The organism is Bacillus sp. JZ39, from assembly GCF_053903145.1.
The window spans coordinates 2667990-2684336 of sequence record NZ_CP096389.1; the positions used below are offsets into that span (position 1 = coordinate 2667990).

At 43.1% G+C, this 16347-nt stretch carries 17 protein-coding genes, 1 tRNA gene and 1 other annotated feature; of the genes, 3 read left to right on the forward strand and 15 right to left on the reverse strand.

The genetic code is table 11. The annotated features are described in order from the left end of the window. Positions 1 to 3 precede the first annotated feature (3 nt). From M1D65_RS13750 to ilvB, 4 genes are read right to left on the reverse strand one after another with little or no spacing between them, the layout of a single operon-like run. Positions 4 to 1560: a 2-isopropylmalate synthase gene (locus M1D65_RS13750; protein ID WP_456270595.1), complete on the reverse strand. Its 1557-nt coding sequence runs from the start codon at positions 1558 to 1560 to the stop codon at positions 4 to 6. After that, on the reverse strand, positions 1547 to 2575 hold the full coding sequence (gene ilvC, locus M1D65_RS13755; protein WP_038827683.1) for a ketol-acid reductoisomerase: 1029 nt from the start codon (positions 2573 to 2575) through the stop codon (positions 1547 to 1549). The genes M1D65_RS13750 and ilvC overlap by 14 nt, the downstream gene beginning before the upstream one ends. A gap of 23 nt (positions 2576 to 2598) precedes the next feature. After that, positions 2599 to 3117, reverse strand: coding sequence for an acetolactate synthase small subunit (ilvN, locus tag M1D65_RS13760; protein ID WP_004399096.1), 519 nt, complete (start codon positions 3115 to 3117; stop codon positions 2599 to 2601). After that, a complete protein-coding gene (ilvB, locus tag M1D65_RS13765; RefSeq protein WP_015251528.1) occupies positions 3114 to 4838 on the reverse strand; it encodes an acetolactate synthase large subunit in 1725 nt (574 codons plus the stop codon). Before ilvB ends, ilvN begins: the two co-directional genes overlap by 4 nt. A gap of 121 nt (positions 4839 to 4959) precedes the next feature. Continuing rightward, positions 4960 to 5204, reverse strand: a binding site (T-box leader). A 446-nt stretch (positions 5205 to 5650) separates the two neighbouring features. On the opposite strand from ilvB, the gene cotQ reads away from it, so the two are divergent. The 3 genes from cotQ to M1D65_RS13780 all read left to right on the forward strand — a co-directional run bounded on the left by cotQ (position 5651) and on the right by M1D65_RS13780 (position 7610). Continuing rightward, positions 5651 to 5986: an inner spore coat protein CotQ gene (cotQ, locus tag M1D65_RS13770; RefSeq protein ID WP_038827685.1), complete on the forward strand. Its 336-nt coding sequence runs from the start codon at positions 5651 to 5653 to the stop codon at positions 5984 to 5986. 163 nt (positions 5987 to 6149) lie between these two features. After that, on the forward strand, positions 6150 to 6605 hold the full coding sequence (locus tag M1D65_RS13775; RefSeq protein WP_187953767.1) for a GNAT family N-acetyltransferase: 456 nt from the start codon (positions 6150 to 6152) through the stop codon (positions 6603 to 6605). Positions 6606 to 6785: 180 nt separating this feature from the next. After that, positions 6786 to 7610 carry a YsnF/AvaK domain-containing protein gene (locus tag M1D65_RS13780; RefSeq protein ID WP_249852219.1) on the forward strand — a complete coding sequence of 275 codons (825 nt, stop codon included), beginning with the start codon at positions 6786 to 6788 and terminating at the stop codon, positions 7608 to 7610. Positions 7611 to 7995: 385 nt separating this feature from the next. Here M1D65_RS13780 and M1D65_RS13785 read toward each other — a convergent pair whose 3' ends face one another. The 11 genes from M1D65_RS13785 to sdhB all read right to left on the reverse strand — a co-directional run bounded on the left by M1D65_RS13785 (position 7996) and on the right by sdhB (position 16347). Continuing rightward, on the reverse strand, positions 7996 to 9255 hold the full coding sequence (locus tag M1D65_RS13785; RefSeq protein WP_249852220.1) for a Kelch repeat-containing protein: 1260 nt from the start codon (positions 9253 to 9255) through the stop codon (positions 7996 to 7998). A gap of 577 nt (positions 9256 to 9832) precedes the next feature. Next, a tRNA-Arg gene (locus M1D65_RS13790) sits at positions 9833 to 9906 on the reverse strand. Between the two features lie 129 nt (positions 9907 to 10035). Next, positions 10036 to 10545, reverse strand: a complete 510-nt coding sequence (locus M1D65_RS13795; protein ID WP_456270596.1) for a metallophosphoesterase — start codon at positions 10543 to 10545, stop codon at positions 10036 to 10038. A gap of 15 nt (positions 10546 to 10560) precedes the next feature. Then, positions 10561 to 11157: an XTP/dITP diphosphatase gene (locus M1D65_RS13800; protein ID WP_015251523.1), complete on the reverse strand. Its 597-nt coding sequence runs from the start codon at positions 11155 to 11157 to the stop codon at positions 10561 to 10563. Between the two features lie 12 nt (positions 11158 to 11169). Further along, complete coding sequence (rph, locus tag M1D65_RS13805) at positions 11170 to 11907, reverse strand: ribonuclease PH (protein ID WP_003246039.1); 738 nt, start codon at positions 11905 to 11907, stop codon at positions 11170 to 11172. A gap of 110 nt (positions 11908 to 12017) precedes the next feature. Next, a complete protein-coding gene (gerM, locus tag M1D65_RS13810; RefSeq protein ID WP_021480263.1) occupies positions 12018 to 13118 on the reverse strand; it encodes a spore germination protein GerM in 1101 nt (366 codons plus the stop codon). Between the two features lie 113 nt (positions 13119 to 13231). Next, complete coding sequence (racE, locus tag M1D65_RS13815) at positions 13232 to 14050, reverse strand: glutamate racemase (RefSeq protein WP_015251521.1); 819 nt, start codon at positions 14048 to 14050, stop codon at positions 13232 to 13234. Positions 14051 to 14057: 7 nt separating this feature from the next. After that, positions 14058 to 14498 carry a MarR family winged helix-turn-helix transcriptional regulator gene (locus M1D65_RS13820; protein WP_003229573.1) on the reverse strand — a complete coding sequence of 147 codons (441 nt, stop codon included), beginning with the start codon at positions 14496 to 14498 and terminating at the stop codon, positions 14058 to 14060. Positions 14499 to 14741: 243 nt separating this feature from the next. Further along, the gene (gerE, locus tag M1D65_RS13825; RefSeq protein WP_003184172.1) at positions 14742 to 14966 is read right to left on the reverse strand and encodes a spore germination transcription factor GerE; all 225 of its coding nucleotides are present in this window, start codon (positions 14964 to 14966) and stop codon (positions 14742 to 14744) included. A gap of 115 nt (positions 14967 to 15081) precedes the next feature. Beyond that, positions 15082 to 15525: an acyl-CoA thioesterase gene (locus tag M1D65_RS13830; RefSeq protein WP_124072879.1), complete on the reverse strand. Its 444-nt coding sequence runs from the start codon at positions 15523 to 15525 to the stop codon at positions 15082 to 15084. Positions 15526 to 15585: 60 nt separating this feature from the next. Continuing rightward, positions 15586 to 16347: a succinate dehydrogenase iron-sulfur subunit gene (sdhB, locus tag M1D65_RS13835; protein ID WP_014477584.1), complete on the reverse strand. Its 762-nt coding sequence runs from the start codon at positions 16345 to 16347 to the stop codon at positions 15586 to 15588.

Sequence of the window (16347 nt, forward strand, 5' to 3'; positions counted from 1 at the left end):
CTTTTATGATCCGACAGCTGTGTGGTTTTTCAATCCGCTCATATTCGACTGGAAAACCAATTGACGGTTGACTGCGTTCAAATAAGCTTTCGCTGATGCTTCTAATACGTCTTGCGCTATGCCCCGCCCTGCTGATTCTTTTCCGTTCACCAAAACTCTTACATACACCTGGGCAAATGCATCTTCGCCTTTTCTGTTAGACTGAATGCGGTAGTCTAAGAGCTCTACGTCCTTATCGATGCAGCGCTCAAGCGTATTGTAGATTGCTTCCACGCTTCCAGCTCCAGTTGCAGCTTCCTGAATAAGCTCTGCGTTTTCTTGATTTTTCAACGAAAGAGTAGCCGTAGGGACCTGACTTGTTCCGTAATGTACTTGAAGAGAAAGAAATTCATACCCAATCTTGCGATCTGTTACTTTTTCTTCTAAAATAAGAGAAACAAGATCCTCATCAGTGATTTCTTTTTTCTTCTCAGTCAACTCTTTGAACATCGTAAAGAATTTATTAATCTCTTCACTGTCAAATTGGAATCCTAAAGCAGTCAGCCGGTCTTTAAATGCGTGGCGTCCGGAATGTTTACCTAGGACAAGCGCATCTGCGGTTACACCGACAAGCTCCGGTGAAATAATTTCATAAGTCGATTTTTCTTTTAAAAAGCCGTCCTGATGGATGCCTGATTCATGAGCAAATGCATTATCTCCAACAACCGCTTTGTTGCGCGGGACAGCCATGCCTGTCAGTTTGCTTACTAAATCACTTGTTCTCTTAATCTCGTTCAGTGTAATGCCTGTTTCGACTTGGTAGAAATCTTTTCTGGTATGGAGGGCTACGGCAATTTCCTCTAATGCCGCGTTTCCGGCTCTTTCACCGATCCCGTTCACAGCGCATTCGATTTGATCAGCGCCATTTTCAATCGCAGCAAGAGAGTTTGCGACTGCCATTCCTAAATCATCATGACAGTGGGCTGAAAGCTTTGCTTTGTGAATGTTCGGAACGTTTTCCTTCATATATCTAAAGATATTTCCGTATTCCGCCGGAGCCAGGTAGCCGACAGTGTCCGGAAGATTGATAACACTGGCGCCTGCGTCAATCACTTTTTCGACGATTTCTGCTAGAAACGGCAGTTCAGTGCGGCAGGCATCTTCAGCTGACCATTGCACAATCTGAAAACGTTCTTTTGCGTATTTCACCATTTCAACCGCTCTTTCAATGACTTGCTCACGTGTCATTTTCAGCTTGTGCTTCAAATGAATGTCCGATGTGGCGATAAAAACATGAATTCTCGGGTGAGAACCTTCTTTTAACGCTTCCCAAGCAGCATCAATATCACCTTTTACACAACGGGCCAGACCAGTTACTGAACAATTTTTAATGGTTCTTGCGATTTCCTGAACAGCTAAAAAGTCACCTCGGGACGAAGCGGGAAATCCCGCTTCAATGATATCTGCCCCGAGTCTTTCGAGCTGCTTAGCTATGGCAAGTTTCTCCTGTGTATTCAAGTTCACTCCAGGGGACTGTTCACCATCACGAAGCGTCGTATCGAAAAAATTAATTTTGCGCAACGGAGACCACCGCTTCCTTCTTCTTGCCTTGTTTCACAAACGGCATCATTTCACGAAGCTTTCTTCCCACTACTTCGATTTGATGTTCGTTCTCGCTTGCATTGATAGCGTTGAAACGAGGACGGTTTACTTGGTTTTCGACGATCCACTCTTTTGCGAATGTACCGTTTTGGATATCTTTTAATACTTCTTTCATAGATTCTTTTACTTTAGCGTCCACAACGCGAGGACCTGATACGAAATCTCCCCACTGTGCTGTGTCAGAGATTGAATATCTCATTCCTGCAAGTCCTTCTTCGTACATAAGGTCTACGATTAATTTCAGCTCATGAAGGCACTCGAAGTATGCAAGTTCAGGCTGATAACCTGCTTCAGTTAATGTTTCAAATCCGGCTTTGACAAGCGCGCTTAATCCGCCGCAAAGAACTGCTTGCTCACCGAACAAATCTGTTTCTGTTTCTTCTTTAAATGTCGTTTCTAATACGCCAGCTCTTGCACCGCCGATTCCTTTAGCATAAGCGAGGGCTTTGTCTCTTGCTTCTCCAGTCACATCTTGATAGATTGCGAACAATGCAGGTACGCCAGCTCCTTGCTCATATGTTCTTCTTACCAAGTGTCCCGGGCCTTTAGGTGCCACTAAGAATACATCTACATCCGCTGGAGGAACAATTTGATGGAAATGCACGTTAAATCCATGAGCGAATACTAATGATTTTCCTGCTGTCAATTCACCTTTAATTTCAGCTTCGTAGACTTTTTGCTGCTGCTCATCCGGAAGCAGAACCATGATGATTTCGGCTTGGGCTGCCGCTTCTTTTACTGAAAATACTTTATGTCCGTCTTCTTGGGCTTGAGTGAAAGATTTTCCTGGTCTAACACCGACGATAACGTCTACTCCGCTTTCTTTAAGGTTCAGGGCATGTGCGTGGCCTTGCGAACCGTACCCGATAACCGCTACTGTTTTTCCAGCCAATACGTTCTCTTTGATATCACCGTTATAATATACTTTTACCATTTCAATCTCTCCCTTGTTATGTTTTATACAATAGATATTGTTTTATTGGATGACGCCTTTTGCTGGGTTCCCCTCGCAAAAGCCGTTGTACCTGTTCTCGCAATTTCTTTAATGCCATAAGGTTTTAATAACTCAATAAGCGCTTCAATTTTGTTAGATTCACCTGTCACCTGAACAACGATGCTGTCTCTGCTGACATCAACGACAGAGGCTCTAAACGGTTCTATGATTCCATTAATCTCTGTTCTTGTTGAAGGTGCGGAGACAACCTTGATTAAAGCCAGCTCCCTCTGGACAATCGATTGATTTGTGATGTCTGTGACTTTCAGCACATCAATCTGTTTGTTGAGCTGTTTCGTTAACTGTTCAACATCATTTTCTCCTTCAACGTGAACGACGAAGGTGATTCTGGAAACGCCGGCTGTTTCTGTGTGTCCAACTGTAATGCTTTCAATATTGTAATGCCTTTTTGTGAATAGACCGGTGATTCGGTTTAACACGCCGGAGCGGTTCACCACAGTCAATGTGATAATTCTTTTCAAGGTTTCACCCCCACCATTTCATGCAGCCCTTTCCCCGGAGCCACCATCGGGAATACTTTTTCTTCGCTGGCAACCCGCACGTCAATGACAACAGGTTCTCTTGATGTTAATGCCTCTTCCAGCTTTTCCTTTGCTTCCGCTTCTGATGAAATTCTGATGCCTTTAATGCCGTATGCTTCGGACAATTTGACGAAGTCAGGCTGAGAAGCGAATTTAGATTCTGAATAACGTTCTTCATAGAAAATTTCCTGCCACTGTCTGACCATTCCGAGACAAGCGTTATTTAAAATCACTACCTTGACCGGAAGATTTAATTCGCGAATAACATCGAGTTCTTGAAGCGTCATTTGGAATCCGCCGTCTCCGACAACCGCGACAACAGTAGCATCTTTTTCGGCCAGCTGTGCGCCGATCGCCGCCGGAAGACCGAATCCCATCGTTCCAAGTCCGCCTGACGTGACCCATTTATCTGCTTTTTGGAACGGATAAAATTGCGCTGACCACATTTGATGCTGGCCTACATCTGTTGCGACAATGGCCTCTCCTTTTGTAAATTGATGAATATATTCAATCAATTTCTGAGGTTTAAAACCTTCTTCTTCATTATCTACATACCAGAGCGGATACTCTTCTTTCCATTCTGCGAGCTGTTTTTTCCATTCGCTTGAATCGCTTTGTTTGCCGTCTTGTTTGATCAGCTCCTGCAGGACAATTTTGCTGTCTCCGACTACAGGAATCTGTGTTTTCATGATTTTTCCGATTTCAGCTGGATCAATATCGATGTGGGCTATCTTTGCGTTTCTGGCAAAGTGTTTCAGGTTTCCTGTGACACGGTCATCAAAACGGGCGCCGATACTGATTAATAGATCACATTCATGAAGGGCCATATTGGCTGTATAAGTACCGTGCATCCCCGCCATCCCTAGGAAAAGCGGATGGTCAGCCGGGAAGCCTCCGAGTCCCAAAAGGGTGTGTGCCACAGGGATTTGCTGCTGTTCAGCATAATTTTTTAATTCTTCTGACGCTTTTCCGTGCAGTACGCCCGCACCCGCCAGGATCACCGGTTTTTTCGCACTGCTCACGGCTTCCACAAGCTTGCGGATCTGCAAATAATTCGGCTCTGTTGTCGGCTGGTATCCCGGGAGATTCATCTCATGATCGTAGCTGAATTCTCCTTCAATTGTTGCTACATCTTTCGGAATATCAATCAATACAGGTCCGGGTCTTCCAGTTGTTGCAATATGGAACGCTTCTTTAATGATGCGCGGCAGATCTTCCGGCTGGCGAACCTGGTAGCTGTGTTTTGTTACTGGCATCGTAATCCCTAAAATGTCTGCTTCCTGAAATGCATCGCTCCCGATTACAGAGGTTGCTACCTGCCCTGTAAAGACAACTAACGGCAATGAATCAATCATGGCATCAGCAAGGCCTGTAACAAGGTTTGTCGCTCCCGGCCCTGACGTGGCAATGACGACACCCGGTTTTCCGGAGACCCTTGCGTATCCCTCCGCTGCATGAATTGCTCCTTGTTCGTGACGGGGAAGGATATGTACCAACCCTGAATTGTATAGCTTATCGTAAATCGGAAGCACAGCCCCACCCGGATAACCGAAGATCATTTCTACTTTCTCTTTTTTTAATGATTCAATCAGCATTAATGCTCCGCTCATCGTCTGTGTACATTTGGCAGATGCTGAATCCACCTGTACATTAGTCCCCATTTTAGTTCCTCCTTTTGGATTTTCATCCTTTAAAGATCATCTTTTCATTAGCTAGATAGCTGATTATTCAATAAAAAAAGCCCTTCCGCCCACAATCAGCCGCGCAGTAACTGCGATAGCTAAAAGGGGCGAAAAGGCTTTTCTTTCCGCGGTACCACCCTTGTTTACGGCCTTAGTCGGCCGTCTCATGGATATTTCTATCCGCTTTAGTAACGAGTGAATCAAGTTCACCCGGCCAAGTCCTACTGTCATTTCAGACTGGCACTCTGAGGCGAGTTCACCTTGTAAAGCTTCGCCGGTTCTCAGCTAACCCGGTTCTCTGTGGAAAGCTTTTTCAAGGCTACTTATCCTCATCTGCGCTTTTCATATTCAGCCTTCGGAACGGCTTTCCAGCTGTTCAAGAAGGTCGTTTGTTTTTCATTTTTTTAGAATCATACTGCGATGATTTTCGCTTGTGAAGCTTGCGTTTATCTTTTGTTGAACTCATATTACGCCGCTTTGGACGCAGTGTCAACAGCATTTTTTAAAATTATTAGACAATTTTGATTAATCAATCTATATTGTATACGCTTTCATTATTGGTACAAAAGGAATTGCAAATGTTAAAAGTTTTTATAATTTTTTTATTAATCTATCAAGAATACCCCAGAATTATTTAATTTTATATAAACATGTAAGATTTTATAACACGCTATGGTTCGTATATGGATTGAGTCTGACAGATCAACTTGCAATCCATTTCAAGTTCGGATAGGCACCCCTATTATTCCCCGGCATACATTAATGGTATCTTGCAAAGAAAAGGTGATACGATGAATAAATCATTAGCAGACATGCAAGGATTCCCTGCAGGCTTTCCAAGCTTCCCGAGCTTTCCGCAGCAGTATTATCCTGCTGTCCCTCCCTTTTACCAGCAAAGCCATCAGCCATTTGGAGGCTACGGATACGGACAGCCGTTCAGCCAGGCATATAGCCCGTTAACCACTCCCTCTGCTATGTACTCCTCTTATCCATACACTTCAGATTTTTTCGGGCAGCAATTTTCAGGCACTGGCTTCAGCGGCCATAGCGGCGGGTTCAGTATTCCGGCGACACATGTCGGCGGTTTTAGCGGAACAGCCGGTGTGCATGGAGGCTTTAGATATTAAAGAAAACTGCAAGGGCCGAACACGATTTCGGCCTCTTTGTTGCTTTCAAGCATCTTTTGAAGCTCATACATTCCAAAAAGGCTTCAATACTGTCAGATTTTCTGTCTTTATAGTTGGAAACAGGATGGAATATGATTAAGATGAATGTTTTAGGAGGAATAAAATGCATATAAAAATAGATGATTTAACTGGACATCAGGTGGTTTCACTGGTGAATGAGCATTTACATAGCATGACGCTTATGTCCCCGCCGGAAAGCATTCATGCCTTAGGTTTAGAAAAACTAAGAGGGCCTGGAATAACATTTTGGAGTGCATGGGAGGGTGATGAACTAGCCGGTTGCGGAGCGCTAAAAGAACTGGACAGCTGGCACGGAGAAGTCAAATCAATGCGAACATCTGCATCACATTTAAGAAAAGGCGTTGCCAAACAAGTTCTCCAGCATATCATTGAAGAAGCCGAGAAGCGAGGCTATGAGCGGTTAAGCTTAGAAACGGGTTCAATGGCTTCATTTGAGCCGGCAAGAAAGTTGTATGAAAGCTTCGATTTTCAGTACTGTGAACCGTTTGCAGACTATGTTGAAGATCCAAACAGTGTGTTTATGACGAAGGAATTGTGAGACGGCTTTATAAGGATAGATAAGTGCAGGGGAAGGTCTGTCTTATCTATCTTTTTTTAAATTCACACATTTCACCTTTATGTACACGCCAATGTTTTCAATTTTGTTTAATTCAAAGAACAGCGGGAATTACAAACGACATGAACGATATCATGCAAATTCATAAAGGAGGAGATTGATATGAAAAGCATAGTTGGTGTATACGAAACTCCGCAGGAAACCATCGCAGCGATTGAAGGCTTACTCACAAAAGGCTATGATTCTGATGACATTTCTGTTGTGACAAGCCGGCGAGATACAGATTATTTGGAGTCACGTACAGGAACAGAAGTCAATCAAGCTATCGATGCACATCAGGACGAATCTGAATCTTTTTTCGATAAACTGAAAGATTATTTCACAATGGATGATACTGCTACACACAGCAAAGCATTATCCGACTTGGATATTAAAACTGATGAAATAGACAAGTATCAAGAAGATTTGGATGACGGAAAACTTCTGGTAGCCGTCGATACAGATGCAGATGTAAATGCTCCTATTGATAACGGCAATGCCCTTTCAGGCGGCTTTTCAAGCGCAAATGAAGTGGCGGATTATACAACGAAAGAAGAAAAAACGATGCCGCTCCGGGAAGAACAGCTGAAAGTCGATAAGGAAGACGTTCAAACCGGCGAAGTAGAAATAGGAAAAGAAGTGAAAACAGAAAAAAGAGATATGGACATCCCGGTGAGACATGATGAAATTTATGTCGAACGCCGTCCAGTGGATGAAAATAAAACGGACGCTGCTCCCGTCAACGATTCGGAAGAGATCAGAGTGCCAATCGTTGAGGAAAAGCTTGAAGTGACTAAAAAACCGGTTGTCACTGATGAAGTGGTTGTCGGCAAACGCACTGTTGAAGAAAATGAACATATTTCTGAAACTGTGAAAAAAGAAGAACCTCGTCTGAATAAAGAAGGAAAAGTTGACGGCTTGGATGATGATCCGTTAAATAACAAATAAAAATATCAACAAAAGGCTGACCTGACATGATTTTAGGTCAGCCTTTTAAAAACTTTATCTATCCAATAGAGGCTTGTTCCAAACAGTTGTGTGAGAGCTTCAATTATCAAGTTATTACAAACCTATTTCCATACTATGTTGAAGACTGAAAGTATCTTTCAAGAAAAATCCAACATAATTTTTACATTTTTTCAACATTTTTTCGACTCCATACCACGAGGTAAGAACCACATTACTAATACAAGTGATATGAAAGAGTACTATCAATTGAATTCCCCTTAATATCTCCAGCTAACGTTCGTTAGTTCCACACACTTTCTATCCATTTTCCTCAACAGTGAGACACTGTAAAACATCCATAAGCACTATATTGGATGGATGTTTATTATTTGTATTTATTCACTTCATACATCAATATATTTTTAAACACAACATAGTCCTTTTTACTTTCGAAAGGCCCTTTGTTGTTGTCATGCTCATCAATTTCATAAAAGCCTGGCCCCTCTCCAGCGTCACGCTCCTTGTACCATTTAAGAAATGCGTTAACTTCTTTCATGGAGAGCTGGTACTCTTTCTGCAAGCCGTTAACCATTGTAATGACAAGCATGGCGTCGCCGTCATCAGATGGTGCTTCCTCGCCTGGCTTCGCTCCATTACCGTTGTCAGTTCCCGGATCAGGAGCAGTTGAAGTATTTTTAATTGTGTATTTTTCAACAGAGTTAAAAAAGTTACTTTCAGAAGGTCTCTTTATAGCTCCTCCAACCGCATAAAGATCATTATTTATTACTACAGCTCCTGCCCCGGCGCGAGCAAACTGCATTTTTTGATCCATAGTATTTGTAGTATTAGTTACTGGATCGTACACTTGGACAAAATTAGTTGCGTTAGTATTCGTTGAGAAGTAGCCTCCAATTATATAAATCTTGCCGCCGTAAGCTACAGCAGAAGCATATGAAGTATTAATTAAAAACCCTTTCTTAACCCATGAATTCTTCACCGGGTCATACTCATAAATGGTATTACTTCCAGAATTCGCACTCGCGCCACCAATATAATAAATTTTTCCATTCACTGCCGCGGATGCCGCTGCTTTTGAATTCGGTTGTCCATTCGCCTTATTTTCCCATTTGTTTGTTGTGGTATTATAAGCAAAATGATTAGGTGTAGATGTTTCTTGCTGCGTCATTAGATAAATGGTATTATCAATAGCTACCGCTGTCCCTAAGAAGCTTTTTTTGGGGACATCTGCTCCTTCTTCCCATTTATCAGCTTTGGTATCATAAATTAATAGTTTTGAAGAATTTTCAGTATGACTGGTTCGATATGTATTCCCCCCCATTACATAAATCTTATCTTTAACTACCGCAACGGCCGAGCCAGCTAATTTTATTGGCATATCCGATTTCTTTGACCATTCATTTTTTTTAGAATCATAAACAAATGTAGTATTTGTGGCTAAAGTTTTACCGTACCCACCAATAACATATATTTTGTCTCCGACAACAGCTGTAGCTGCATGGCTTCTAGGTTCCGGTAAATCAGCCTGACTCACCCAGCCTTTTTCCTCTTCAGCTGCATGCACTTGATAAAAAGGGCTCATGATTGAGCAAAGAATAAATGCAAATATCAAGATTATTTTTTTCAAAAATATCACTCCTTTTATAAAATTAGACAATGCGTTTTATTATATCGTCTCATCTTATCAAAGGTTTAATTTTTGAAAAATTATCGATAATCCTTTTTCAACCTCATTACCTAAATTTGAGGCCTCTTTTATAAAAGTTAAGCCTACCCCACTCAAACTGTTCAATTATATCCATGATCTCCATTATCACCACCAAAAGATGTTGTAATTGACAGCGTAACATCAGGCAACAATTTGAATTACCCAGAGCCACAGTGTAATCTTTCCTCAGTAATCCTTATCGCTTTCAAACATTTAATGATTTTGATCAACACTTCAATATTACTAAAAAAAGTATTGTTTTTACCCTTTAACTTCAAGCTTCACCCTTTAACATCTGGAATAATATTTTAAGAGTCACAGATGCAATCTCCGAATGTTTCTCGCTTGGCAAAGTTAAGAACTGAAAGTTTCATTTTCTTTAGGTAACATTTTCAAGGCACCCTCTGTTTTTGACTCTGTTGAACATAAGAATTTTTACCATTACCAAAATAAAAAAAGCCCCAAACCCTATGTAGAGGTTTGAGACTTTTTGGTACGTCCCAGGAGAGATTCGAACTCCCGACCGACGGCTTAGAAGGCCGTTGCTCTATCCAGCTGAGCTACTGGGACACGTTTTGTTTTTTGTTTTTCGCTTTAACTATCAGCGACAAGATTTATTATATATGGGATGCAATAATAAGTCAACGGTTTTTTAGAATTTTTTTCATGAGGAAGAAAATTTTCTTCCTCATGACATTTTCATAGTGTGAATCGGTTTTGCAGATCCTCAATTTCATTGCCTGCTTGGTCGTAAAAACGGACTGTCGCAGCATCATTTTCTAATGTCAGTATAGCATAGCTTTCTGTCCTGCGCACCCTCGGAAGCCGGATGCTGCCTGGGTTAATCATCAGTTTGCCCCGCAGCACTTCGCTTCCCGCGATGTGCGAATGCCCGAAGCAGATAATATCCGCTCCGAGCTCCTCTGCACGATAGTATACGTTTAACAAGGTCTGTTTTATACCGTGAAGGTGGCCGTGTGTGACCAGTATTTTTCTTGAACCGGCAGTCAGTAGAAGCTCGTCCTTAAAATCGCCGGCAAAATCGCAATTGCCTTTTACAACCGCATAAGGCTCCAATGCAGGGTGCCCCGTTTCAAGCTCAGAGTCCCCACAATGAATCATAAGGTCAACTTCTGCTTCATGCCGTTTCGCAATGGTCTGGAGTTCTTCTTCAAGCCCATGGCTGTCACTGATAATCAGCACGTTCATGTACAAGCTTCCTCCTTATGCCTCCAAAAGCTTAGACAGCTTTTTAAGCGCGTCAGCCCTATGGCTGATTTTATTTTTTTCATCACTAGTCAGTTCAGCCATTGTCTTATCTTTATCTTTCACGATAAAGATTGGGTCATAGCCAAAGCCATATTCTCCTCTCGGTTCTTCAGCAATATACCCTTCAACATGGCCTTCGACTGTTTTTGTTTCCTCTCCAGGAATACTCACGGCCAGTGCGCAGCGGAAACGGGCGGTGCGCTGTTCTTTTTCGATACCTTTCAGCTCGCTGAGCACTTTTTCGATATTTGCCTGGTCGTCTTTCTGTTCCCCTGCATAGCGGGCTGAATAAACCCCGGGTCTGCCGCCAAGATTATCGATGGATAGACCGGAGTCGTCCGCAATCACCATTTTGTTCACTGCTTTGGCAACAGCTTCCGCTTTCAGAATGGCATTTTCTTCAAATGTATGGCCTGTTTCTTCAATTTCTTCTGTGAATCCAATTTCAGCTAAAGATTTGACATCATAGCCTCTTGGCTCAAGAATTTCTTTGAATTCCTTCACTTTTCCCGGATTATGTGTCGCAATAATTGCTTCTTTCATGATGATCAAGCCTTTCTGTCTTTATTTCAGTTCTGGCAGAGAATCACCCAGCACTTCTTTTTGCTTGTCAATCAGCTCTTGAATTCCTTTTTCCGCAAGACCCAGAAGACCGTTCAGATCCTCTCTTGAAAAAGTCGCCTCTTCCCCGGTTCCCTGCAGTTCCACAAAACGGCCGCTGCCTGTCATGATGACATTCATGTCAACTTCAGCCGAGGAATCTTCTTCATAATTTAAATCTAACAAAATCCCCTGTTCCTTATCAATTCCAACAGAGATTGCAGCAAGAAAATCAGTGATCGGATTTGTCTTGATTGTTCCTGCTTTGATCAGCTTGCCAATCGCAATCGCCATAGCAAGAAATGCGCCTGTAATGGAAGCTGTTCTAGTTCCTCCATCAGCTTGAATGACATCACAGTCAATCCAAATCGTCCGTTCACCGAGCTTTTCCAGATCTACAACAGCTCGAAGCGCGCGGCCGATCAGGCGTTGGATCTCCATTGTTCTGCCGGAAATTTTCCCCTTAGAAGATTCTCTGATTGTTCTTTGGTTTGTTGCCCGCGGCAGCATGCTGTACTCTGCTGTAATCCAGCCTTTTCCTCCGCCCCGCAAAAACGGCGGTACGCGGTCCTCAACAGACGCGTTGCAGATTACCTTTGTATTTCCCGCTGTTATTAGAACAGAACCTTCCGGATGGCTGATAAAATCCAAATCGAATGTGATTGGACGCAGCTCATCGTGTTGTCTTCCGTCATGTCTCATGTTTTACCTCCGATTGTATGTACATAAACCATTTTTGTCCCGGAATTGAATAAAGAAAGAGGCAGCCGGAACGCTAACCTCTTTCTTCCTAGTATATCAAAAATCCCAATTTAAAAACTACCCGTATTCACTTGAGATGGTCTGGAGACCGGTTCTGTGAGCTTTTCGCCTTTTTCATTTACCAGCTCTGATTTTCCGTTCACTTTAACAGACACGCCTTTTATATCCGGCTGCTCCGTTAACGTGAGCACAATGCTGTTCAGCACTTCTGAAGAAATCATTTTCGTCTTCTCATCGGCGCTGCCGAATATAGATTGATTGAAATCCAACGTCACACGCCCGTCTTTGATTTTCGGTTTGCTGACCAGCTTTACATCTTCACTGAAGTCTGTTAACAGCCCGCTCACCTTGCTTGGGCCTTTAGCCAATTCATTAATAGCTGCTGTGATGTCGTCTTTTTCCGAATTGTCGATTCGTTTCGTCACCGGCACGTAGTATTCACTGTCTTCATTTTCCGCCAAATAGTAGACTGTCAGCGGATGGGTAGCAGTGAGATCATTTACACCGGCTGTCTCCAAATTAATGCCGTCTTTGCGGCTTAAATCATCTGAGATCGGCGTCCCTCCTACAGGCATCTCCTTCAGTTCATGCCCGTTTATTCTCAGCTTCACTTTATCTATCGAACTAAATTGCGTCAGCGTCCACGTCACAGATTGAACGATTTTCTGTTCGTCTTCTTTCTTATAATTTTTGAACTCATTAGAGAAATCAGCTATCGCGGTTCCATCTTTTTTGATGTCAACGTTAACGGTGGTGTCAGCCGGCAATACAGCTCTGAAGCCATTCGGAAGAATTTCAGACACAGGCCCGCCCTGTACGAGGTATTCAAGCGCCTGCTTAGCCGTGCTCTCACTTTTAGGGAGAGGCAGCGTTTGCGCAACAACATACCCGTTTTTATCAATGAGATAAAGCTCCCTCATAACAGTAGATGAGGCTTGATCCGCTTTTGCGGTATCGCTTTTTTCACTTTCTGTTTTTTTGGCTGCTGTTGTATTTGAATTGGCACCCGCTTCATCGTTCACGAATGTAACGTCTTGAGGCGGATCAATTTCCTCGGCTGCCTTATCAGATTGAAACAAACCGCATCCGGATAAAAGCAAGGCAGAGGTGAGACAAGTGGCACCAATGACTGCAGGTCCTTTTTTCAGCATACTTTTCCCTCCTAAGGATGTTTGTACTATTATGTATACGAGCCTCTTTAGGAAATAGACCGAAGAATTCCGGCAAAACAGAAAAAACCCGCAACATACCGTTGCGGGGAAAACTATCTTCTAATCGGTTCTTGCAGTGAGATGCATTCCACATGGCCCACCTCATGGCCAAACCAATCGTCTGCGATTTTCGCAAACTGATCACGCGCTCCTGTTGTCAAGAACTGATGATCCGGGGCATTCGCAGACTGGTTCAGCAGCCCTTTATACGAGAGAATCGTGCTGACTTCCCGGGCTGTTTCATCGCCGGACGAAATAATGTTAACGTGTTCTCCCATATATCTTTGAATGGCTTCTTTCAAAATGGGATAGTGGGTGCAGCCTAAAATCAGCGAATCAATCGATGTATCTTTTAACGGATACAGCGAGGTTTTGACAATCTCGTCTGCTGTTTTGTCGAGAAACTTCCCGCTTTCCACAAAAGGCACAAGCAGCGGGCAGGCAAGGTTTTCAACCTTCAGATCAGGGTTTAATGCCAAAAGCGCCTCTTCGTATGCATTGCTCTTAATCGTATTCTCTGTGCCGATGACACCGATATGCTGATTATCCGTCACTTTTATCGCTGCTCTCGCACCAGGCTGGATCACTCCGACCACCGGTATACCGACGCTTCGCTGGATGTCATCCAATGCGATCGCTGTTGCTGTATTACAGGCGATCACCAGCATTTTGATGTGGTGGTTTTCGAGTAAATAATTCGTCAGCTCCCACGTATATTGAAGCACCTCTTCTTCAGGGCGCGGCCCATAAGGACACCGTTTCGTATCCCCGACGTAGATAATATTTTCTTTAGGTAGCTGTCTCATGATTTCCTTCGCAACGGTTAAACCGCCAACCCCGGAATCAATGACTCCTATTGGTTGTTCCAACAAAATCGCCTCATTTTCTCTTCATTTCATGCTGCAGTTTCATCAAAGATTTTTCGAAGATGGCTATTTCTTCATCTGTAAACGATTCGAACATATCACGCAGATATTCCTGTCTTTTTGTAATGACCTCTTGGATAATCCGTTCTCCTTCAGGCAGCAGATGTATCCGGACAACACGTCTGTCCGCCGGGTCCTTGACCCGCTCAACAAGCTCATTTTTTTGCATGCGGTCGATTAAGTCCGTTGTCGTGCTGCATGCCAGATACATTTTGCCCGATAATTCACCGATTGTCATATCTCCTAATTCATAAAGCCATTGCAAGCCGACAAATTGCGGCGGCGTAATCGCATATTGGTTAAGGATTTCTCGTCCTTTTTGCTTAATGATCGCGGCAATGTGGCGGAGTGACTTTTCAATATCCGCAACATGCTCCAAAGGTTTTGATGTCATTTGTCCATCCCTCACTCAAGGATCTCTTACGCACAAAAGCGTTCCGTGTCTATTTTCCTTCTTTTTTGAAGAAAATGCAAGACTCGCAGGAGAGAAATAGAGGACTTTAGTCAAACAACATCAAGAAATAAAATTTAATTTATGACTTGCCTACGTTTTGCACAGCATTCCAAATATGGTTTCGAATGTTCCAAACAAACAGCAATAACCGGCTCCTTCCAAAAGAAGGAATACCGGCAAGGATTAAAGCTCTAGCTCACCCATTCTAAGAAGCTCAACAACGGCTTGCGAACGCCCTTTCACACCCAATTTCTGCATGGCATTTGAAATATGGTTTCGAACGGTTTTCTCACTGATAAATAGCTCGCTTGCAATCTCCTTTGTTGTCTTATCTTGAACGAGCAATTCGAACACTTCTCTTTCTCTTTTCGTTAGCAGCGGCTTCGATTGAAATTCTTTCTCCTTCAAGTATTGTAACCCTCCTTGCTAAGGTGAGAGCGAATCAGAAACGAATGGGTTTTGATATAGTCGAGATATCATATGTAAGAAGGGCGCAGGAGGTGACGTTTACAAGATAATTAGTTTATCGTGTATGAAGAAGCGTTTCTTTCTCCTCATCTGTCCAGCTGACAGCTTTGCCGCTTTCCTTTGAGACTTGAACCATCACGACTGCCCCGGTGAAGCAGGGTTCGCCTTCGAGGTTCTCTCCGAGATAGTGCAAGGTAAGAGATGAACTGCCGACTGCGCTTGTTTTCACATAGATGCGCAACTCTTCATAAGGCATGACTTGGCGCAAATAATCGCATTGCTGGCTTGCCACGACGGTCATGGTCTGTTTGTTTTCACTCATCATATTCAGCTGTTTAAAATAAGAAATCCGCGCCTCCTCAAAATATATAAAAGGGGTTACATTATTCATATGCCCAAACATGTCTGTCTCGGAAAATCTTACGGATACCTTATTGAAAAAAGAAAAGGATGTTTTCCATTCTTGAAACGGCATATCAATATAAGCGGGAAGCTTCATCTTTTTTCATCTCCTTATTGTTTAAAAAAACCTCTCCCATGCGGAAGAGGTTTTTTCTTCTTATACTCTGTCGCTTCCGAAGAAATTGCGGAACGCTTGTAAGTTTGTATCTCTATTCAAGGCTGCAATCGAAGTGGTAAGCGGAATCCCCTTCGGACAGGATTGAACACAGTTTTGCGAGTTACCGCAATCTTGAAGGCCGCCTTCATCCATTAATGCTTCTAATCGTTCAGATTTATTCATGGCGCCTGTCGGATGCGCGTTAAACAGGCGGACTTGCGACATCGGTGCAGGCCCCATGAACTTCGATTTGCTGTTCACATTCGGGCAAGCTTCAAGGCAGACGCCGCATGTCATGCATTTTGATAATTCATATGCCCATTGACGGCGTTTTTCCGGCATTCTCGGCCCCGGTCCTAAATCGTACGTACCGTCAATCGGTATCCACGCTTTAACTTTTTTCAATGAATCAAACATTCTGCTGCGATCAACCTGCAAATCACGAACGACTGGGAATGTTTTCATTGGTTTTAAACGGATCGGCTGTTCAAGCTGGTCGATAAGCGCCGTGCAAGATTGGCGGGGTTTTCCGTTTATGACCATTGAACATGCGCCGCATACTTCCTCAAGACAGTTCATATCCCATGTGACAGGGGTTGTCTTCTCACCTTTGACATTAACCGGATTCCGGCGGATTTCCATCAGAGCGGAAATGACGTTCAGATTCGGGCGGTATGGAATCTCAAATTCTTCATCGTAAGGCGTGCTGTCGGCTGTATCTTGACGTGTGATAATAAATCGTATGGTTTTTTGTTCACTCAT